Raw genomic sequence first — 20,664 nt, forward strand, 5'->3', positions numbered from 1 at the left:
GCTGAAGCCGTGCTCCATCTGATTCTCGCCTCCCAGTCCCCCGCCCGCACCAAGCTCCTGGCCGAGGCCGGCATCCGGCACACCGTGCTGGTCTCCGACGTCGACGAGGCCGCAGTGCAGGCGCGGTACGGCGTCACGGACCCGCACGACACCGCGCTGCTGCTGGCCCGCGCCAAGGCCGAGGCCGTCGCGGCGCTGCCGGAAGCGGACGGCGCCCTGGTGCTGGGCTGCGACTCGGTCTTTGAATTCGACGGCGAGGCGCACGGCAAGCCCTACAACGCCGACGTCGCCCGCGAGCGGATGCTCCGGATGAGCGGCAGCGCGGGAGTGCTGCACACGGGCCACTGGCTGGTGGACTGCAGGGACACGGACGACGACGGCGGCAGCGGCCGCGGCTCGGGCGCCACGGTGGGGGCGGTCGCCTCAGCCGAGGTTTCCTTCCTGGAGATGGACCCGGCAGAGATCGACGCCTACATCGCCACCGGAGAGCCGCTCCACTGCGCGGGCTCCTTCACCATCGACGGCCTGGGCGGCGCCTTCATCCGGAAGGTCGACGGCGACCCGCACGCCGTCGTCGGCCTTTCCGTCTCCACCCTGCGCGGGCTGCTCGCGTCCGCCAACGTGCGCATTACGGACCTCTGGCCCCGGCGGTAAATCGCCCGGTTTCCACACTGCTTGTAGCTTCCCTACAAAGGACGGCCGGTTTACACGCGGATTCCGCAAGTAATATCGGCGGAACCTCCAAAAGCGCGCTAGGCTCCCTGAAGGAAAGAAGGAGACGCCTTGTCAGCAAATTTGGAGCAGTCCGCAGGTACTACACAGCCGAGCCTCACAAAGGTGCTGATCGCCAACCGCGGCGAAATCGCCGTGCGCATCATCCGGGCGGCCCGGGACGAGGGCATTGCCTCCGTGGCCGTTTACGCAGATCCGGACCGGGACGCGCTGCACGTCCGGCTGGCTGACGAGGCGTACGCCCTGGGTGGCACCACCGCGGCGGAGTCCTACCTGGTGATGGACAAGATCATTGACGCCGCCCGCCAGTCCGGCGCCGACGCCATCCACCCCGGCTACGGCTTCCTGGCCGAAAATGCCCAGTTCGCCGCACGGGTGATCGAGGCCGGCATCACCTGGATCGGCCCCTCCCCGGAGGCAATCTCCGCCTTGGGTGACAAGGTCCAGGCCCGGCACATCGCCGAAAAGGTGGGCGCCCCGCTGGTTCCGGGCACCGCCGACCCCGTTGAGTCCGCGGACGAAGTCCTGGACTTCGTGGACCGCCACGGCCTGCCCGTGGCCATCAAGGCTGCCTTCGGCGGCGGCGGACGCGGCATCAAGGTGGCCCGCACCCGGGAAGAAATCCCGGAACTGTACGAATCCGCCGTCCGTGAGGCCACCGCAGCCTTCGGCCGCGGCGAATGCTTCATCGAGCGCTTCCTGGATGCCCCACGGCACGTGGAAACCCAGTGCCTGGCCGACGCCTACGGCAACGTGGTGGTGGTGTCCACCCGCGACTGCTCCCTGCAGCGGCGCAACCAGAAGCTCGTGGAGGAAGCCCCGGCACCGTTCCTCACCGAGGACCAGAACCGGCGCCTCTACGAATCCTCCAAGGCCATCCTGAAGGAGGCCGGCTACCTCGGCGCCGGAACCTGCGAATTCCTGGTAGGCCAGGACGGCACCATCTCCTTCCTCGAAGTAAACACCCGCCTCCAGGTGGAGCACTGCGTGTCCGAGGAAGTCACCGGCATCGACCTGGTGCGCGAACAGTTCCGGCTGGCCAGGGGCGAGGAACTGGGCTACGGCGATCCCGAGGTCCGCGGACACTCCATCGAATTCCGCATCACCGGCGAGGATCCGGGCCGCAACTTCCTGCCGGCCCCCGGCACGGTCCGCGTCCTGAAGAACCCCACCGGTCCCGGCGTGCGCGTGGACTCGGGCGTGGAACAGGGCGACGTGATCAGCGGGAACTTCGACTCCATGCTGTCAAAGCTGATCATCACCGGCGCCACCCGGCCGCAGGCCCTCCAGCGTGCCCGCCGCGCCCTGGAGGAGATGGTGGTGGAGGGCATCCCCACCGTCATCCCGTTCGACCTCGCAGTTGTGTCGGACCCCGCTTTCGCCCCGGCCGAGGGCCCGTTCAAGGTCCACACCCGGTGGATCGAAACCGAATTCAGCAACAACCTTCCTGCCTGGACGCCGGATGCCCCAACCGATGCAGACGGCTCCGCAGAAGACCGCCAGCGCGTCGTGGTCGAGGTGGGCGGCAAGCGGCTGGAGGTGGTCCTCCCCGCATCCCTGGGCACGCCGGGCACTGCAGCAGGCGCCGCCGCCAAGCCGGGCAAGTCCAAGAAGCGGTCCCGCTCCGCCGGTCCCGCGGCTGCCACCGGCAACGCCCTGACCTCCCCCATGCAGGGCACCATCGTGAAGGTGGCCGTGGCGCACGGGGACGTTGTGTCCGAAGGTGACCTGGTGGTGGTCCTCGAGGCCATGAAGATGGAGCAGCCCCTCACCGCACACCGGTCCGGGACCATCACCGGCCTGACGGCAACGGCGGGCGAAACGGTGTCCGCGGGCGCCATCATCGCCACCATCGAAGACTAGAAAGCAGTCCCGGCAGCCATGCTCGCACCCAGCTTCCAGGAAGAAGTGGACCGCTACCACCAGGCGGTTCCCGAAATCACCCGGGGCAACCCGGCCCCCATCAAGGAGCTCTACTCCCGCCTTGACGACGTCACCCTGGCCAATCCCTTCGGCGGCATAGCGCGCGGCTGGGCCCAGGTGGAGGCCCGGCTTGACCAGGCGGCGCGGCAGTTCCGCGACGGCGAGATGCTGGGCTTCGACACCGTCACCTCCTACACCGCCCGCGACACCGCCTACCTGGTGGAGACCGAGCACTTCCGGGCACGGCTGGACGCGGCGGCCGCCACCGAGGAATTCGCGCTTCGCGTGACCAGTATCTTCCGGCGCGAGGAAGGCTACTGGAAGCTGGTGCACCGCCACGCCGACCCCGCAGCCCGGCCACAGTCCCGCCGGTCGCTAACCCAGCCCGCCGGCTGAGCCGGTGCTGGCAGGGGGCGCCGCCAGGATGCAGACTTAGCTCATGCTGCCTTTCCTGCTCCTCGCCTCCCGCCCGGAAGACGCTGCCGCGGAGGAGGAATATGCCGCCTACCTGAGGTACGGCGGGCTTGAGGAACGGGAGCTGCGCCGGGTCAGGCTCGAGGCCGCTCCCCTGCCCGCGCTGGATCTTGCGGATTATTCCGGCGTCATCGTGGGCGGCAGCCCGTTCACGTCCAGCGATCCGCCGGAGCAGAAGAGCCCGGTCCAGCACCGGGTGGAGCGGGAGTTGTCCGGCCTCCTGGACCAGCTGGTGGCCCGCGACTTTCCCTTCCTGGGCGCCTGCTACGGGGTGGGGACGCTGGGCCGCCACCAGGGCGCGGTCATCGACAGGACCTACGGCGAGCCTCTGGGCGCCGTGGAAATCGAGCTGACGGATGCCGGGCTGCAGGATCCCCTGCTGCAGGGCATGCCCCGGACCTTCACGGCCCTGACCGGCCATAAGGAAGCGCTCAGTTCCCTGCCACCGCACGCGGTGCTGCTGGCGCGCTCAGCCACCTGCCCCGTGCACATGTTCCGGGTCAAGACCAACCTTTATGCCACCCAGTTCCATCCCGAACTGGACACCGACGGGCTGGTGACCCGGATCGACATCTACCGGCACGCCGGCTACTTTCCGCCCGAATCCGCCGAGGAGCTGATGGCGGCCGCACGCCAATTCACGGTCACCGAGCCCATGGCCGTGCTGAAGAACTTCGTGGCGCGCTACGCACGGTGAGCATGAAAATGCCCGGCGGGCCGGATGGCCGCGCCGGGCATTTTCGGCACCCGAAGCGTCAGGCCACGTTGTTCTCGTAGTCCAGGTCGCGGGTTTCGCGGGTAAGGAACAGCGCAATCAGGGTGAGCACGGCCATGGCCGTCAGGTAGACACCCACCAGGACAGGGCTGCCCTTGGCCGCTTCCCACAGGGCCACGGCGATGAACGGTGCCACCGCAGCGCCCAGGATGCTGGAGAAGTTGTAGCTGATCGCCGAGCCGGTGTAGCGGACGTTCGTGGGGAACAGCTCCGGCAGCAGCGCTCCCATGGGCCCGAAGGTGAGGCCCATGAGGGAGAACCCGAGGATCAGCAGGCCCATGGTGCCCACAAAGCCACCGCTGAACAGCGGAACAAACAGCAGGCCGAACACGAAGATGCCCGCGGTGACGGCGAGGAGCATCTTGCGCCGGCCGTATTTTTCGGCCAGGGGTCCGGAGACCAGGGTGAAGATGCCGAAGAAGACGACGCCGGCAATCAGCATCCAGAGGAAGTCGTTGCGGGTGTAGCCGAGGCCTGGAACGAACGCGGCAGCAGCGGCGTCAGACATGGGCTTTCCGGCCTTTTCGGCCGCGGCCTTGGCACCTTCGAGGGTTGGCTTGGTGCCGTAGGTAAGGGTGAACGTGGTCATCAGGTAGAAGAGCACGTACGTGGCCAGCATGATGAAGGTGCCCAGGATCAGCTGGCGCCAGCTGGTCTTGAAGACGCGGCCAAGCGGCAGCTTGGCCACCTCCTTGGATTCCAGCACCTTGGTGAAGGCGGGGGTTTCGATCAGCTTGAGCCGTACGTACAGGCCCAGGATCACCATGACGGCGCTGAGCAGGAACGGGACGCGCCAGCCCCACGCCTGGAAAGCTTCCGGCGTCAGGGTGTAGCTCGCAACCAGGAAGATGACGTTGGCGATGATGAAGCCGATCGGGGCGCCCAGCTGCGGGAAGGTGCCGTAGATGGCCCGCTTGTTGGCAGGGGCGTTCTCGGTGGCCAGCAGCGCGGCCCCGCTCCACTCCCCGCCGAGCGCAAGGCCCTGGGCGAAGCGCATGACCACCAGCAGGGCCGGTGCCCAGAATTCCCAGCCCGGAACCAGCGCGGTGGGGAGGCAGCCGATGAGGAAGGTGGCAATACCCATGGTCAACAGCGACGCCACCAGCGTGCCCTTGCGGCCGAACTTGTCGCCGAAGTGCCCGAAGACGATGGAGCCGAGCGGCCGGGCGATGAATGCCACGCCAAAAACGGCGAAGGAGCTCAGCAGCTGGGTGGTTTCGTTCGCGCCCGGGAAGAAGAGCTTCGGGAAAACGAGCACGGCGGCAGTGGCATAGACGTAGAAGTCGTAGAACTCCACTGTGGTGCCGATCAGGCTGGCCACGATGACGCGGCCGCGGGAGTTCACCGGCTGGTGCGAACCAGGCACCGTGGTGGTATCGGTGGATGACATAGGTAAACGCTTTCGTGAGACCGGCCGGGCACAGGCAGGGCTGCCTCCCGGCTCGAATAGTTAGAGTTCGATCTTACTTCGCCACGTCCAGTCAATGGACGAAACGTCCACCATTCGGACGTGTGTTGCATGTCTCACACTGCGGTCCGGCAGGCCGCCTCACGCCGCCGGGCCGGACCGGATAGGCAAAAGTCACAGCGCGTTAACAAACATCGACCGTCCGTGAAACGCGCCGTCCCTACCTTTGAGGAACAACATCCCCCTGAAGGAGGTAACCCGTGACTGTTGACCGCACCGTCGATGCCGGCGTACAGCCCGGCTCTACCCGCACCACAGACACCCCTGCCCTTGAATTCCGCCCCGGCCGCTGGATCGCCAACTGGGATGCCGAGAACAAGGAGCAGTGGGAAACCGCCGGCCGCGCCATCGCCCGCCGCAACCTGAACTGGTCCATCTTCGCCGAGTTCCTCGGCTTCGTTGTCTGGCAGCTGTGGTCCATTGTGGTGGTCCAGCTGCCGGCCGCCGGCTTCACATTCTCCACCTCGGAGATCTTCTGGCTCATCTCCATGCCCAGCCTCGTGGGCGCCACCCTCCGCATCCCGTACACCTTCATGGTTCCCCGGTTCGGCGGACGCAACTGGACCATCGTGTCCGCCCTGCTGCTCCTGATCCCCTCCACCGGCCTGGCGCTGTGTGTCTCCAACCCGGAGACGCCCTTCGGCGTCATGCTGCTCGTGGCCGCACTGGCCGGCTTCGGCGGCGGCAACTTCGCCAGCTCCATGGCGAACATCACTTTCTTCTACCCGGCCAGGGAAAAGGGCTGGGCGCTGGGCCTGAACGCCGCAGGCGGGAACCTGGGCGCCGCCGTCGCACAGCTTGCCGTTCCCATCGTGATCACCCTGCTGGCCGCCGGCACCGTCAACCTTCCCATGGCCGGCTGGATGTGGGTTCCCTTCATCCTTCTCGCAGCGTTCGGCGCCTTCAAGTACATGAACAACCTCACCAGCGCCAAGGGTGACGTGGCCGGCTCGGTCGCTGCGCTCAAGGAACCGCACCTGTGGATCATGGCGCTGCTGTACATCGGCACCTTTGGCTCATTCATCGGCTTCGCCGGCGTGTTCCCCAAGCTGATCAAGGACTACTTCCCCGCGTTCTCCTCCATCGGAGTAGGCACCGTGGCCCTGTCCCTTGCATTCCTGGGCCCCCTGGTGGGCTCGCTGGCCCGCCCGTACGGCGGACGCATGGCGGACCGCATGGGCGGGGCCCGGATGACCGTCACAGCCTTCGCTTCCATGGCCGTCATCACCCTCACCATGATCTGGACCCTGCCGCTGAAGAACTTCTGGCTCTTCCTGGTCCTCTTCCTGATGCTGTTCACCGCCAGCGGCTTTGGAAACGGTGCCACCTACCGGATGATCCCCGTCATCTTCGCCACCTCCAGCCGGGCCGCACGCAACGGCGCCAGCTCCGTGGCAACCCAGCGCCTGGCGTCCTCGGCACTCGGGCTGATCTCAGCGATCGGCGCCTACGGCGGCTTCGTCATCCCCCAGGTCCTGAACGCTTCCAGCACCGCCAGTGGCTCCTACACCCCGGCCTTCTACGGATTCGTTGCCGCCTACGTGGTGATGCTGCTGGTCTGCTGGACCTGCTACATCCGCAACGCCGGCCGGAACGCGATGGGACACGTCTAACATGACCAAAAGCGCCGACACGCACTGCCCCTACTGCGCCCTGCAGTGCGCCATGACGCTCACGTCCCCTGCGGACCTGGCCCCGGCTGCCCAGCCGGGGCCAGGCCCCGTGCCTGCACCGAATCCCGCGCCCGCACTGGAGGTTGCAGGCCGGGACTTCCCCACCAACCGCGGCGGCCTCTGCCGCAAAGGGTGGACCTCCCCCACGCTCCTGAACCACGCGGGCCGGATCACCGAGCCGCTGCTGAAGGGACCCGACGGCGTCCACCGGCCCATCGGCTGGGACCAGGCCCTGGACCTTGCCGCCCAGGCAGTGAAGGACGCCCGCGCACGCCACGGCGCGGACGCCGTCGGCGTCTTCGGCGGCGGCGGACTCACCAATGAGAAGGCCTACCAGCTGGGCAAGTTCGCCCGGCTGGCCCTGGGCACCTCACGGATCGACTACAACGGCAGGTTCTGCATGTCATCCGCCGCGGCCGCCGGAATGCGGGCGTTTGGCGTGGACCGCGGCCTGCCCTTCCCGCTCGAAGCCCTGGACACCGCCAACACCATCCTGATGCTGGGGTCAAACGTTGCCGAGACCATGCCCCCGTTCGTACAGCACCTGCGCGGAGCCCGCGACGCCGGCGGGCTGGTGGTGGTTGACCCCCGCCGCTCCGCCACGGCAGCCTTTACGGCGGACGGCGGCGGCCTGCACCTCCAGCCGCTGCCGGGCACCGACCTTACCCTGCTGCTGGGCCTCTCCCACGTGGTCATCCACGAGAACCTGGTGGACACCGCCTACATCGAAGAGCGCACCTCGGGCTACAGCGCCGTAGTCCGCAGCGTCAACGCCTTCTGGCCCGAACGCGTCCAGTCGTTGACCGGCGTCCCCGCGGAACTGATCCGGCAAACCGCCCGCATGCTCGCTGCCGGGGCACGGGAAGGCGGAAGCTACATCCTCACCGGACGCGGCGTGGAACAGCACGTGGACGGCACCGACACCGCAACCGCGGCCATCAACCTCAGCCTCCTCCTGGGCCTGCCGGGCTCCGCCCGCAGCGGGTACGGGACCCTTACCGGCCAGGGCAATGGCCAGGGCGGCCGCGAGCACGGCCAGAAGGCGGACCAGCTCCCGGGCTACCGCAAGATCACCGACCCGGCTGCCCGCGCACACGTCGCGGCCGTCTGGGGCGTTCCGGAGGAGACCATCCCCGGACCCGGCCTGCCCGCCGTGCAGCTGCTGAAGTCACTGGGAAAGCCCGACGGCGTCCGGTGCCTTTTTGTGCATGCCTCCAACATCGCGGTGGCAGCTCCCGACGCCAACGCCGTCATCGAAGGGCTGCGGAGCCTGGACTTCCTGGTGGTCTGCGACTTCTTCATGTCCGAAACCGCCGCGGAGGCGGACCTTATCCTTCCCGTGCTGCAGTGGGCGGAGGAGGAGGGGACATTGACCAATCTGGAGGGCCGCGTCCTGCGCCGCCGCCGTGCCATCTCACCTCCGGCTGGTGCCCGGAGCGAGCTGTGGATCATGGCCCGCCTCGCCGAGCGGCTGGACGCCCCGTCCACCTACAGCGAGGATCCGGAGACGGTCTTCGAGGAACTGCGGCGTGCCTCCGCCGGGGGCCTGGCAGACTACTCGGGCATTGACTACGCCATGCTGGACCGCGGGGAGGCCGCCTACTGGCCCTACCCGGCCGGCAGCAGTGGAACGCCGCGGCTGTTCGCCAGCCGTTTCGCCCACCCCGACGGCAAGGCCGTGATGGTCCCGGTGGTGCCGCGCCGCCGTCGTATTTCTGCCGGCGATGGCGGGACCTCCGGAGACCCCGCCGGCAAAGCCATGACCCTCATCACCGGCCGGCTCCTGGAGCATTACCAGTCAGGGGCCCAGACGCGGCGGGTGGCCGAACTCGTCGCCGCACAGCCCGAGGCGAGGGTGCAGATCCACCCCTCGGCGGCAGCCGCCATGGGCATCGCCGCCGGTTCGCTGGTCTCCGTGGCGAACGTGCGCGGCGAGGTGGTGTGCCATGCGGAGCTGAGCACAGCCATCCGCCCGGAGACAGTGTTCCTGCCCTTCCACTTCCCCGGCTCCGAAAGCGCCAACCGCCTCACCGAAGCCGCCACTGATCCCATCTCCGGGATGCCCGAATTCAAATTCAACACCGTATGGGTCCGGCCCGTGGCCGCACCCGATTCCGCCCGCATGCTGCAAACGACGGAGGCCTCATGAGCGAGCAGATTGTCATCGTGGGATTCGGCCCCGTGGCCGCCAGGCTGGTGGACGAGCTCCTGCCCGCCGTGCGCGCAGGGCAGGTCCAGGTCACCGTGCTCGGTGAGGAACCCGAGGCAGCCTACAACCGCGTCCTGGTGGCCGACCTCGGCGTCGGCCGGACCACCGCTGACGCACTGGCCCTTGCCGATGCCGCCGAGCTGGCCGCGGACGGCGTGGACGTCCGCCTGGGCGTGCGGGTCAAGCGCGTGGACAGGCCACGGCAGCAGGTCCTGCTTGCTGAAGGAGCACCCGTGCACTACGACCGGCTGGTGTTCGCCACCGGATCCCGGCCTGTCATTCCCAACCTCACCGGCATCAACCCGGATCCTTCCTCCCCCGTGCTTCCCGCCGGCGTCACCGCGCTGCGGGACCTTCGCGACGCCGCTGTCCTGCGGCAGGCGGTGGACGGCGGCAAGCGCGTAGTGGTCCTGGGCGGCGGCGTCCTGGGCCTGGAAACGGCGCTGGCCGCAGCGGAGGAAGGCGCCACCGTCACGGTGGTCCACAACGGCCCGCACCCCCTGGGGCGCAGCATCGACCGTGCCGGCGGGGCCGTCCTGGCTGCAGGGCTGCGGCGTTGCGGGGTCCGGGTGGCGGGCAACGCCCGTTCCACCGGCGTTGAGCACAACGCGCCCGACGGCGGTTTCTCGGCTTTGCTGCTGGACGACGGGCAGGCGATTGACGGGGACCTCCTGGTCATTTCATGCGGGGTGCGTCCCCGGACGGAGCTGGCCGACGGCTGCGGGCTGGCCACTGGCACCGGGATCCTGGTGGACCACCGGCTGCGGGCGCACCACGAACCGCATATCTTTGCCATCGGCGACTGCGCGGAGGTCCACTGCCCCGATCCGGGCTGCGCCGCATGCCGGAACGCCACGGGGCCCTCCGGCCTGGTGGGCCCTGGCTGGCGGCAGGCCGAGTGGCTGGCGGGCTACCTGATCCTGCTGTCCTCCGGTGGGGTGGAGGAGGCGGAACTGCTGTCCGCGCTCCCGCCGGAACAGCCCGGCGTCGTGGTGCTGAAGGCCCGCGGCCTGAACATGGCCGTGGCCGGGGACAACGACGCGGATCCGTGGGACGAGGAAGCGCTCACGGCGGGCGCGGCCAACGGCAGGGCTCGCCTGCAGGTGGCCCAGTGGGCTGATCCTGAGCACGGCCGGTACGTCAAGATGACCACCCGAGGCGGAGTGCTCGAAGGCCTGGTGGCGGTGGGCATGCCCCGCACGGCGGCCGAGCTGGTGGGACTCTTCGAACGCGGCGCCGAACTGCCTGCCGACCGGTCGCTCCTCCTCCGCCTGGACGGGCCGGACCAGCTGCCGGGCGCAGCCGCGGACCCGGCCGGGACCGTGTGCCGGTGCGCCGGAGTCAGCGGGTCCACCATCACGGGCGCCGTGGCCGACGGCTGCTCCACGGTGGCGGACGTTTCCAAGGCCACCCGGGCGGGCACAGGATGCGGTGGCTGCCATGAGGACATCAAGGGCCTCATTGAACGGCATTTCCGAGCGGTGCCGGCAGCCTGACCGGGGCTGCCGGCCCCTCGTTACATGTGGACGTGCAGGCGGCGGGCGGCTTCGGAGATGGATCCGGTCAGCGACGGGTACACCGTGAAGGTGCTGGCGACGTCGTCAACGTGCAGCTTCTGCTTGACCGCGATGGAGATCGGGAAGATCAGCTCCGAGGCGTTCGGCCCCACCACCACGCCACCGATCACCGTGCCGGAACCCTTCCGCGCAAAGATCTTGACGAACCCGTCCTTGGCGTTGCGCATCTTGGCGCGGGCGTTGCTGCGCAGGGAGAGCTTGACGACGTCGGCCTGGTACTTGCCGGACTCGATCTCGGCTTCGGATACGCCAACGTTGGCGATTTCGGGCGAGGTGAAGATGTTGGATGCCACCTGGTGGAGCTTGAGCGGGGTCACGCCGTCGCCCATGAAGTGCGCCACCGCGATGCGGCCCTGCATGGCGGCCACGGAGGCCAGCGGCAGGACGCCCGTGCAGTCACCGGCGGCGTAGATGTTCGGGGCCGTCGTGCGGGAGACGCCGTCCACCTTGATGTGGCCGCTCTCGCTGACGGCGACGCCGGCCTCCTCGAGGCCCAGGCCTGCCGTATTGGGGATGGACCCCAGGCAGAGCAGGCAGTGGCTGCCGGTCACCGTGGAGCCGTCGGAAAGGGTCACCACCACGCCGTTGTCGGTGCGTTCCACGGTCTGGGCACGGGAACGGGACAAAACCCGGACCCCGCGGCGTTCGAAGACTTCCTCCAGGACCACGGCGGCGTCAACGTCGGAGCCGGGCAGCACGCGGTCGCGGCTGGACACCAGGGTGACCTTGGAACCAAGGCCGTTGTAGGCGGAGGCAAACTCCGCGCCGGTAACACCGGACCCCACCACGATGAGCTCCTCGGGCAGCTCGTCCAGGTTGTAGATTTGCGTCCAGTTCAGGATCCGCTCACCGTCGGGGCGGGCGGTCTCCAGCTCGCGCGGGTGTGCGCCCACGGCCAGCAGGATGGTGTCCGCCTCTACAGTCTCGGTGCCGTCCACCGTCATGACCTCGATGGTGTGGGTGTCCAGCAGCCGGCCGGAACCCGCAATAATCCGCACGCCCAGCTTTTCCAGGCCGTCCCGGATGTCCTGGGACTGGTTGCGGGCAAGGTTGAGGAGGCGGTCGTTGATGTGCTTGAGGTCTGCTCGCATCACCGGCACGAAGTCGCCGCCGTCGACGTCGAACTTCACTCCCAGCTCGCCGGCCTCTGCCACGCGGGTCATCAGGTCGGCCGTGGCAATGAGGGTCTTGGAGGGAACCACATCGGTCAGCACGGCGGATCCACCCAGGCCCGCGCGTTCGATGATGGTGACCGTCGCCCCGAGCGAGGCGGCCACCATGGCGGCTTCGTATCCGCCGGGACCACCTCCCAGGATTGCGATCCGGGGGGAGCTGAAATCTGGATGCGTAGTCACAGTCATCCATTCTCGCCCATTTGCCGCTGACCACCAAGAAAACAGGGCGCTCTCCGGGCCGGCCGTGACGGGGGCAACACGGGCGGCACGATAACTTGTACTGGTGAGTACAACAGACTTCCTGAACACGGACCCGTTTGCCGCCGCACGCGCCGCAGCGGACTACATCGCCGAAGAGACAGGCGTGGACCGGCACGACACTGCCCTGGTCCTCGGCTCCGGGTGGGGCGAGGCCGCCGACCTCATCGGCGAAACCACCGCCACCCTGTCGGCCGAAGAAGTCCCCGGCTTCCATGCCCCCGCCGTGGAAGGCCACGTGGGCACCATCCGCTCCATACTGACGCCCTCGGGAAAGCGCGCCCTGGTCCTGGGCGCCCGCACGCACTACTACGAGGGCAAGGGCGTCAGGGCAGTCGTCCACGGAATCCGGACCGCGGCGGCCGCCGGGTGCAGCACCCTGGTCCTCACCAACGGCTGCGGCGGACTCAACGAGGACTGGGCCCCCGGCACCCCGGTGCTGATCAAGGACCACATCAACCTCACCGCGTCCTCACCGCTGGAAGGCGCCACCTTCGTGGACCTTACCGACCTGTACTCGCCGCGCATCCGCGGGCTGGCCCGCGAGGTGGACCCCACCCTGGACGAGGGCGTGTATGCACAGTTCCCCGGCCCGCACTACGAAACACCGGCCGAGGTGCAGTACGCCAAGCGGATCGGTGCCGACCTGATCGGCATGTCCACGGCGCTGGAAGCCATCGCCGGGCGGCACTCCGGGATGGAAGTGTTCGGAATTTCGCTGGTCACCAACCTCGCGGCCGGGATCAGCCCCCAGCCGCTCAGCCACCAGGAAGTCATCGAATCCGGCCAGGCAGCCGGCCCGCGCATCTCCAGGCTGCTGGCCGATATCATCGCCCGGCTCTAACGGATCAGGCGCCAGGGTGCGTCACGGGCACGGGCAATGACGATAGCGTTAGGCCCATGACGTCTTCCGATGCCGAACTTCGCCTGCTCACCGAAGCCCGCGAATGGGCTGCCCAAGACCCGGATCCCGCAACGAAGGCGCTGCTCCTTGAGCTTGTCCGCCTTGTTGAGGACGGCGATCCCGCGGCCCGGCAGGAACTGGAAGACAGCTTCCGCGGAACGCTCCAGTTCGGCACGGCAGGGCTGCGCGCCGCCCTGGGCCCGGGGCCGAACCGGATGAACCGGGTGGTGGTGCGCCGCGCCGCAGCGGGACTCGCGGCCTTCCTGGGGGACGCCGCAGCCAAGGCCGCCCCCGGCACCCGCCCGCGCGCCGTCGTCGGGTATGACGCCCGGCATAACTCGGATGTCTTCGCGGCCGAAACCGCGGCAATCTTCACCGCGGCCGGCATCGAAACCTTCCTGCTCCCGGCGCCCCTCCCCACTCCCCTGCTGGCGTACGCCGTCCGCGCCCTGGACTGCGACGGCGGCGTCATGGTCACCGCCAGCCACAACCCGCCCCAGGACAACGGGTACAAGGTGTACCTGGGACGGCATGCTGTGCCGGCAGACGGCGACGGCGCCCAGATCGTGGCGCCCTACGACGCGGAAATCGCTGGCCGGATCAGCGCCGTGGGGCCGCTGGAATCCATCACGCTGGCAGAGGGCGGCTGGACCGTCCTGGACGGTTCGCTGGCAGCCGGGTATGAGCGGGCGACGGCGGCACTGGCCATGGCGGACCGCTTCCCCGCCCGGGACCTGCGGATAGTCCTCACCCCGCTGCACGGCGTCGGCGGCGGGACTGCGCTGGACGTCCTGGAAGCGGCAGGTTTCAAAGATGTCACCGTGGTGGCTGAACAGGCCGAACCGGACCCTGATTTTCCCACCGTAAGTTTCCCCAACCCGGAGGAACCCGGCGCACTGGACCTGGCCCTCGAGGCGGCCGCGCAGCTGGACGCCGACCTCGTGATCGCCAATGATCCCGACGCCGACAGGGCAGCCGTGGCGGCAAAGGACCCCGATACGGGCGCCTGGCGGATGCTCCGGGGCGACGAAGTGGGTTCCCTGCTGGGCGCCCACATGGTGGCCCGGCTCGCGGACGGCACCGCCGGCGCGGACGCTGACGGCCGGGGCGTCTTCGCCAATTCGATCGTTTCCTCACGGCTGCTGGCCCGCATCGCCGCCGCGGCCGGCTTCGCCCATGAGGAAACACTGACCGGGTTCAAGTGGATCTCCCGGGTTCCCGGGCTGGTCTACGGCTACGAGGAGGCGCTGGGGTACTGCGTTGCCCCGGAGCTGGTGAAGGACAAGGACGGCATTTCCGCCGCCGTCCTGATCGCCGAACTCGCGGCAGCGGCCAAGGCCGCAGGCAAGACGGTCTTCGACACCCTGGATGAGCTGTACCTCCAGCACGGCCTGCACGCCAGCGACCAGCTAAGCATCAGGGTTGCGGACCTGGGACTCCTGGACGCCATGATGAACCGCCTGCGGGTTTCGCCGCCGGAATCGTTCGGACAGTCCGCTGTGGAGGTCTTCACGGACCTGGCTGAAGGCAGCGCGCACCTGCCGCCCACCGAAGGGCTGCTCTACATCACCCGAAACCTGACCCGTGTCATCATCCGGCCCAGCGGCACCGAGCCCAAGCTCAAGTGCTACCTCGAGGTGATCCACCAGGTGGGGTCCGCCGCGGAACTGCCGGCAGCGCGCCAGGCCGCGCGTGCCTCGCTGGACGAGGTCCTGCACGACGTCAGCGAAGCGCTGGGCCTTTAGGAACTGCCGGTTAAACACCAAAGGGCGCCTGGGCCACTGAAGGCCCGGCGCCCCCTTAAGGGGTGCGGGTGTTACAGCTGCACCTCGACGATGCCGTCGGTGACCCGGGTGCTGAATGCTGCCAGGCGCAGGCCCGGTGTGGTGAAGCATTCGCCGGTCTCAAGGTCGTAGACCTCCTTGTGCAGGGGGGAGGCGATGGTGGGCCGCGTTCCCTTCGAGCCCAGGATGCCGCGCGCCATGACGTGGGCTCCGGTGGCCGGGTCCTCGTGTGCCACGGCGAAGACTTCGCTGGGGCCGGTGCGGAACAGCGCCACCTGCCGGCCTGCCACCAGTGCAGCCTCGCCCCAGGCTGGTTCGAGGTCCTCCACCGCGCAGACACGGTGCCAGCCGGTGTGGAATCCAGCGATGTCAGATTCGGCGGCGAGCGCCCCAAGTTCCAGTGTTGCCGTCATGTCCGGCTCCTTTCCCTGTGCCTGTTGTCCTTGCACGGCTGCTTTTGCGGCCGTTTCCAACGCTAGGGTCCGGGTGTTTCAACGGGGTGCGGTGAATGTGTCCGGCGCGTAAAAGAGACCTAACCCGCCCGGAAATGCGCTCGTGATGCAGAAGTTAAGTTGGCGAAACAAATGGGAAACTGAAGCGAAACTGCGTCTCCCTAGTCTGGATGGACAGCTCGTCAGAGAAGGCTGCAGGAAAACTGCCTGCGGCCCATGCGAAAGGCCCATCAGTGACCGAACAGACTTCAAGCACAGAGACTCCGCGCCGCATCGTCGTCGCCGGCGGCGGCCCCGCGGCCCACCGTTTTGCGGACGCAATGCATGCCCGCGGCCTCGATGGCTGGCATGTTACGGTCCTCACCGAGGAAGTCCACCTCCCCTATGACCGGGTGGCGCTGTCCAAAGCCCTCACCGACAACGACGTCGACCTGACGCTCGGCACGGCGTCCATGTGGGACCACGCCGGCCTGGACCTGAAGACCGGCGAGCGCGTCGTAAAGATCAACGCCGAAGCGAAGACGGTGGAAACCGCCGCCGGCAACAGCTACCCCTACGACGAACTCGTAGTCGCCACCGGCTCGAATGCGGCCCGCCTGCCCATCCCCGGCGCGGAGCACACGCACGTCTACCGCACGCTTGAAGACGTCTGGGCCATCAACAAGGCCATCGCGGAGCTCACGGAGAAGCTCGGCCGCAAGGTCAACGCCGTCACTATCGGCGGCGGGCTCCTGGGCCTCGAGTCAGCTGCCGGCACCGAGCAGCTCGGCGCCAACCCGATCGTCATCGACGGTTCCCAGTGGCTGATGGCCACCCAGCTCGACGAGGGCGCGGGCCAGGCCATGGGCAGGCTCATCAAATCCAAGGGTTTCGAAGTCCACGGCGGGGTCTTTCCCTCGGAGGTACTTTCCGACGACGACGGCCAGGTCACCGGGGTGCTGATGGCCGACGGCCGCGTCATCGACGCCGACATCGTGATCGTCGCCATCGGCGTCCGTCCCCGCGATGAACTCTTCCGCGCCGCCGAGGGCGAGGAACAGGTATTCAGCCTGGGTCCCCGCGGCGGCGTGGTCATCAACGACTACTGCGAAACCGAAGTGCCCGGCATCTGGGCCATCGGTGAAGTGGCCAACTACGGCGGCATGTGCCTGGGCCTGGTGGCGCCGGCCAACACCATGGCGGAGATCGTGGCCGACCGGCTGCACGGCGGGGATGCCACCTTCCCGGGCTTCGACACCGCCACCAAGCTCAAGCTGTCCGGTGTGGACGTGGCCAGCTTCGGTGACGCGTTCGCCAAGACCGAGCACGCCCTGGAAATCGTCTATGCCGACCCGGCCCGCGGCGTCTACCAGAAGATCGTGACCACGGATGACGCCAAGACCCTCCTGGGCGGCATCTTCGTCGGCGATGCCTCCCCTTACATGAGCCTGCGCCCGCTCCTGGGCCGCGAGCTCCCGGCCGAACCGGGCGCCTTCCTGAGCGCGGCCGGCGGTGGCGAGGCGCCGGAGACCGAACTGCCGGATGACGCCACGCTGTGCTCCTGCAACAACGTCACGGCCGGAACCATCCGTGACACCATCAATGCCTGCGGCGCCTGCGAGGGCAACGCCCCGGTCCAGGAACTGGGCGAGTTGAAGGGCTGCACCCGGGCCGGCACCCAGTGCGGCTCCTGCGTCCCCATGCTGAAGAAGCTGCTGGAAACCGAGCTGACCAAGTCCGGTGTGGAGGTCTCCAAGGCCCTCTGCGAGCATATCGAACTGTCCCGCCAGGAACTGTTCGACGCAATCCGCGTCCTGGGGCTGACCTCCTTCGAAGAGATCATGGCCAAGTACGGCACCGGCGCCGGCTGCGACATCTGCAAGCCGACGATCGCCAACATCCTGGCCAGCCAGAACAGCGCCTACGTCCTGGACGCCGGCCGCGGCACCCTGCAGGACACCAACGACCGCGCCCTGGCCAACATGCAGAAGGACGGCACCTACTCGGTGGTCCCCCGCATCGCCGGCGGTGAGATCACCCCCAAGAAGCTGGGCGTCATTGCGGCCGTGGCCGAGAAGTACGGCCTGTACACCAAGATCACCGGCGGCCAGCGCATCGACATGTTCGGCGCCCGGCTGGAGCAGCTGCCGGAGATCTGGAAGGAACTGGTGGACGCCGGCTTCGAGTCCGGCCAGGCCTACGGCAAGAGCCTGCGGACCGTGAAGTCCTGCGTCGGTTCCACCTGGTGCCGCTTCGGCGTCCAGGATTCGGTGGCCATGGCCATCAAGCTGGAACTGCGCTACCGCGGCCTGCGCAGCCCGCACAAGCTCAAGATGGGTGTTTCCGGCTGTGCCCGCGAATGCGCAGAGGCGCGCGGCAAGGACGTGGGCGTGATCGCCACGGCCGACGGCTGGAACCTGTACGTGGGCGGCAACGGCGGAGCCACCCCGGCCCACGCCCAGCTCCTGGCCAAGGACCTGGACGACGAAACCCTGATCAAGTACATCGACCGCTACTTCATGTACTACATCCGCACCGCGGACCGCCTGCAGCGCACGGCCCGCTGGCAGGAGGAGCTCGACGGCGGCATCAAGCACGTTGAGGACGTGGTGGTGAAGGACACCCTGGGCATCGCCGAGGACCTTGAGGCCGCCATGGCCAAGCACGTGGACACGTACGTGGATGAATGGGCAGACACCCTCAAGGACCCCGAACGCCTGCGCCGGTTCCGCTCCTTCGTCAATGCCCCCGACCAGAAGGACGACTCCATCACCTTCGTCCCGGACGAGCGCGGCCAGATGCGCCCCGCCACTCCGGAGGAAAAAGGCAAGGTCCTGATCGGGGCTTCCATCCCGGTCCGCTCCGCCACCACGGAAACCCCTGGAAACGAGGCATAGCCATGCAGCTCAGTATCGACCTCACCGGCCGGAACGTCCTGGTGGCCGGCGCCCCCGACGCCGCGCGGCAGGCGGTGCGGCGGTACCAAGCCGCGGGCGCCGTCGTGCACCGCCTTGGCAGCCCCGAAGAGGCGCGGCTCGTCCACCTGCCGGAGCGGCTGTTCCTGGTCGCCGCCGTCGAGGACGGACAGCCCGGCTGGGACGCCTTCCTGGACCGCTGCCGGAAGACCGGCATCCCGGTCGCGGCCGAGCCTGCTGCGGGACCCGCCGGACACGTCACCCTGGTGGGCGGCGGCCCCGGCACGAGCGACCTGCTCACCGTGGCGGCGGTCAAGGCACTCCGCGATGCCGACGTCGTGTTCTACGACCGACTGGCGCCGTACCAGGAACTGCCGCGGCTGACCTCCGCGGAACTCGTGGACGTCGGAAAGAAGCCTGGCCACCACAAGGTCAGCCAGTCTGACATCGAAAAGCTGATGGTGGAAAGTGCCCTTGCCGGCAACAACGTGGTCCGCCTCAAGGGCGGGGACCCCTACGTCTTTGGCCGCGGCGGCGAGGAAGTTGCCGCCTGCGTGGCAGCCGGCGTCAAAGTGCACGTCATCTCCGGCGTCACCAGCGCCATCTCGGTCCCGGCCGCAGCAGGCATCCCGGTGACCCACCGCGAAGTCAGCCACATGTTCACCGTGGTCTCCGGGCACGCCCCGCTGACGGAGAAGGAGCACCACCACCTGGCCGGTCTGGGCGGCACCATCGTGGTGCTCATGGGCATCGGCACCCTCCACCAGCTGGCGGCAGGTCTGCGCCGCGCCGGGATGCGCCCGGACATGCCCATGGCCGTGGTGGAGCGGGGCTACCGGCCCGGCCAGCGCACCACCATCGCTGACCTCGGCACCATCACCTCCGCCGCTGCCGGCTGCAGCAACCCGGCAGTGCTGGTCATCGGCGAGGTGGTGCGGGTGGCTGAAGCGAACCGTGACCACGCCGGTGCCGCCGCAGACCTGGACAGGCTGGCGGCCTCGCTGCTGGGATCATGAAAGGATTGACCCCCATGACTGCACTTGCACCGGCTGAACCAGCCCAGGCCGCACCGACGACGCAGGCCGAAGAAGCCACCGATGCCGCGGAGTCGCCCTTGGAAGGGTTCCGCATCGGCGTCACCTCGGACCGGCGGTCGCGCGACCTGATCGAGGCCCTGGAGCGCCGGGGTGCCGAAGTGCTGCATGCGCCGGCGCTGAAGATCGCCCCCGTCCAGGAGGACATGCACCTCATCGAGGACACGCGGGCCATCATCGCCGCCAAGCCGGACCTGTGCATCGCCACCACCGCCTACGGCATGCGCCGGTGGTGCGAGGCCGCTGACTCCTTCGGGATCGGCGACGAACTGCTGGAAACGCTGGGAAACTGCCGCATGTTCGTCCGGGGGCCCAAAGCCCGCGGTGCCGTGCGCGCGGCCGGCCTTGCCGACGTCGGCATCAGCAGCGACGAAACCACCGCCACGCTGGTGGACATGCTGCTCACCGAAGGCGTCCGGGGCAAGACCGTCGCCATGCAGCTGCACGGCTACACCGACGTCCGCCAGATTGAACGCCTGCGGATGTCCGGCGCCACGGTCCTCACCGTCACGCCCTACCGGTGGGTCAAGCCCGACGGCGAGGACAGGCTGCCGCGCCTGATCGAGGCCGCCTGCAGCGGGAACCTGGACGTCCTGACCTTCACCAGCGCCCCAGCCGTGGACGCGATGTGGAGCACCGCCCACGAAATGGGCCTGTACAAGCAGCTGGTGGAAAGCCTGAAACTGAACGTCACCACCGCCGTGGTGGGTCCCGTGACGGCACAGCCACTCCTGGACGTGGGCGTGACGCCGCTCATCCCGGAACGTTTCCGCATGGGGGCCCTCATCCGGCTGGTGTGCGAGCACCTGGCCCTGAACCATGTCCGGCGGCTGGACACCCGCTCCGGGAACATCGAGCTTCGCGGCCGCAGCCTGCGGATCGACGGCCAGGCGGTGGAACTGGCACCCGCTCCCCTGCTGCTCCTGCGCGCCCTGCTGGGTGCCGGCGGCGCTGTCCTGTCCCGTGAATCCCTCTCCGACCTGCTGGAACTCCGGGGTTCCGTGCACGCACTGGACATGACGGTCAGCAGGCTGCGTTCGTCACTGCCGGACGGAAAGCTCATTGAAACGGTAGTCAAGCGCGGGTACCGGATCCGCGTCTAAGGAACGCCTGTGCCGGCCACTTGTGCGCCGGGAATGGCGGATTGTGTCCGCCGGCCGGTGAATGAGAGGTGGGTCACGGGTTCTGTTACCGGCCGGTAAATACTGGCGAACACGGGCCCGGTAAACAGCAATGGGTGGGTAACACAACCGAAAAAGCAGGCCCCTACGC

The 20,664-nt window shown here is 68.3% G+C and carries 15 protein-coding genes; 12 read left to right on the forward strand and 3 right to left on the reverse strand.

Annotated features, from left to right (window positions below; genetic code table 11):
* Positions 1 to 9: 9 nt before the first annotated feature.
* From AC6JAM_RS02080 to AC6JAM_RS02095, 4 genes are all read left to right on the forward strand, one after another.
* On the forward strand, positions 10 to 654 hold the full coding sequence (locus tag AC6JAM_RS02080) for a Maf family protein (RefSeq protein ID WP_497933906.1): 645 nt from the start codon (positions 10 to 12) through the stop codon (positions 652 to 654).
* Between the two features lie 129 nt (positions 655 to 783).
* Positions 784 to 2,595: an acetyl/propionyl/methylcrotonyl-CoA carboxylase subunit alpha gene (locus tag AC6JAM_RS02085; RefSeq protein WP_051081389.1), complete on the forward strand. Its 1,812-nt coding sequence runs from the start codon at positions 784 to 786 to the stop codon at positions 2,593 to 2,595.
* Between the two features lie 18 nt (positions 2,596 to 2,613).
* Complete coding sequence (locus AC6JAM_RS02090) at positions 2,614 to 3,051, forward strand: YybH family protein (RefSeq protein ID WP_018770100.1); 438 nt, start codon at positions 2,614 to 2,616, stop codon at positions 3,049 to 3,051.
* Positions 3,052 to 3,094: 43 nt separating this feature from the next.
* On the forward strand, positions 3,095 to 3,826 hold the full coding sequence (locus AC6JAM_RS02095; protein WP_497933909.1) for a glutamine amidotransferase: 732 nt from the start codon (positions 3,095 to 3,097) through the stop codon (positions 3,824 to 3,826).
* 58 nt (positions 3,827 to 3,884) lie between these two features.
* Here AC6JAM_RS02095 and AC6JAM_RS02100 read toward each other — a convergent pair whose 3' ends face one another.
* Entirely contained in the window at positions 3,885 to 5,294 is a 1,410-nt protein-coding gene (locus AC6JAM_RS02100; RefSeq protein WP_018770102.1) for an MFS transporter, read from the reverse strand.
* 278 nt (positions 5,295 to 5,572) lie between these two features.
* On the opposite strand from AC6JAM_RS02100, the gene AC6JAM_RS02105 reads away from it, so the two are divergent.
* Genes AC6JAM_RS02105 through AC6JAM_RS02115 form a run of 3 tightly spaced genes read left to right on the forward strand, consistent with a single transcriptional unit; the run spans position 5,573 to position 10,750 of the window.
* On the forward strand, positions 5,573 to 6,985 hold the full coding sequence (locus AC6JAM_RS02105) for an MFS transporter (protein WP_018770103.1): 1,413 nt from the start codon (positions 5,573 to 5,575) through the stop codon (positions 6,983 to 6,985).
* Between the two features lies 1 nt (position 6,986).
* A complete protein-coding gene (locus AC6JAM_RS02110; protein ID WP_497933912.1) occupies positions 6,987 to 9,194 on the forward strand; it encodes a molybdopterin oxidoreductase family protein in 2,208 nt (735 codons plus the stop codon).
* Positions 9,191 to 10,750: an FAD-dependent oxidoreductase gene (locus AC6JAM_RS02115; RefSeq protein WP_497933913.1), complete on the forward strand. Its 1,560-nt coding sequence runs from the start codon at positions 9,191 to 9,193 to the stop codon at positions 10,748 to 10,750. The genes AC6JAM_RS02110 and AC6JAM_RS02115 overlap by 4 nt, the downstream gene beginning before the upstream one ends.
* A 20-nt stretch (positions 10,751 to 10,770) precedes the next feature.
* On the opposite strand, the gene AC6JAM_RS02120 is transcribed toward AC6JAM_RS02115, so the two are convergent.
* Positions 10,771 to 12,186: an NAD(P)H-quinone dehydrogenase gene (locus AC6JAM_RS02120; RefSeq protein WP_056393538.1), complete on the reverse strand. Its 1,416-nt coding sequence runs from the start codon at positions 12,184 to 12,186 to the stop codon at positions 10,771 to 10,773.
* Between the two features lie 103 nt (positions 12,187 to 12,289).
* On the opposite strand from AC6JAM_RS02120, the gene AC6JAM_RS02125 reads away from it, so the two are divergent.
* Positions 12,290 to 13,108, forward strand: a complete 819-nt coding sequence (locus AC6JAM_RS02125; protein WP_018770111.1) for a purine-nucleoside phosphorylase — start codon at positions 12,290 to 12,292, stop codon at positions 13,106 to 13,108.
* Between the two features lie 56 nt (positions 13,109 to 13,164).
* A complete protein-coding gene (locus tag AC6JAM_RS02130) occupies positions 13,165 to 14,913 on the forward strand; it encodes a phospho-sugar mutase (protein ID WP_056393535.1) in 1,749 nt (582 codons plus the stop codon).
* 71 nt (positions 14,914 to 14,984) lie between these two features.
* On the opposite strand, the gene nirD is transcribed toward AC6JAM_RS02130, so the two are convergent.
* The gene (gene nirD / locus AC6JAM_RS02135) at positions 14,985 to 15,365 is read right to left on the reverse strand and encodes a nitrite reductase small subunit NirD (RefSeq protein WP_018770113.1); all 381 of its coding nucleotides are present in this window, start codon (positions 15,363 to 15,365) and stop codon (positions 14,985 to 14,987) included.
* A gap of 272 nt (positions 15,366 to 15,637) precedes the next feature.
* On the opposite strand from nirD, the gene nirB reads away from it, so the two are divergent.
* The 3 genes from nirB to AC6JAM_RS02150 are packed head-to-tail and all read left to right on the forward strand — an operon-like array spanning position 15,638 to position 20,495.
* Positions 15,638 to 18,280 carry a nitrite reductase large subunit NirB gene (gene nirB / locus AC6JAM_RS02140; RefSeq protein ID WP_018770114.1) on the forward strand — a complete coding sequence of 881 codons (2,643 nt, stop codon included), beginning with the start codon at positions 15,638 to 15,640 and terminating at the stop codon, positions 18,278 to 18,280.
* Positions 18,281 to 18,282: 2 nt separating this feature from the next.
* The gene (gene cobA / locus AC6JAM_RS02145) at positions 18,283 to 19,314 is read left to right on the forward strand and encodes a uroporphyrinogen-III C-methyltransferase (RefSeq protein ID WP_018770115.1); all 1,032 of its coding nucleotides are present in this window, start codon (positions 18,283 to 18,285) and stop codon (positions 19,312 to 19,314) included.
* 14 nt (positions 19,315 to 19,328) lie between these two features.
* Positions 19,329 to 20,495, forward strand: coding sequence for a uroporphyrinogen-III synthase (locus AC6JAM_RS02150; protein ID WP_497933917.1), 1,167 nt, complete (start codon positions 19,329 to 19,331; stop codon positions 20,493 to 20,495).
* The last annotated feature ends 169 nt before the right edge of the window (positions 20,496 to 20,664 follow it).

It is taken from the genome of Arthrobacter sp. GmRoot5-12, assembly GCF_059739365.1.

Coding starts and splice junctions, on each gene's coding strand:
- AC6JAM_RS02095 (WP_497933909.1), top strand. CDS start 3,095: ATGCTGCCTTTCCTGCTCCTCGCCTCCCGCCCGGAAGACGCTGCCGCG.
- AC6JAM_RS02090 (WP_018770100.1), top strand. CDS start 2,614: ATGCTCGCACCCAGCTTCCAGGAAGAAGTGGACCGCTACCACCAGGCG.
- cobA (WP_018770115.1), top strand. CDS start 18,283: ATGCAGCTCAGTATCGACCTCACCGGCCGGAACGTCCTGGTGGCCGGC.
- AC6JAM_RS02100 (WP_018770102.1), bottom strand. CDS start 5,294: ATGTCATCCACCGATACCACCACGGTGCCTGGTTCGCACCAGCCGGTG.
- AC6JAM_RS02150 (WP_497933917.1), top strand. CDS start 19,329: ATGACTGCACTTGCACCGGCTGAACCAGCCCAGGCCGCACCGACGACG.
- AC6JAM_RS02115 (WP_497933913.1), top strand. CDS start 9,191: ATGAGCGAGCAGATTGTCATCGTGGGATTCGGCCCCGTGGCCGCCAGG.
- nirD (WP_018770113.1), bottom strand. CDS start 15,365: ATGACGGCAACACTGGAACTTGGGGCGCTCGCCGCCGAATCTGACATC.
- AC6JAM_RS02130 (WP_056393535.1), top strand. CDS start 13,165: ATGACGTCTTCCGATGCCGAACTTCGCCTGCTCACCGAAGCCCGCGAA.
- AC6JAM_RS02110 (WP_497933912.1), top strand. CDS start 6,987: ATGACCAAAAGCGCCGACACGCACTGCCCCTACTGCGCCCTGCAGTGC.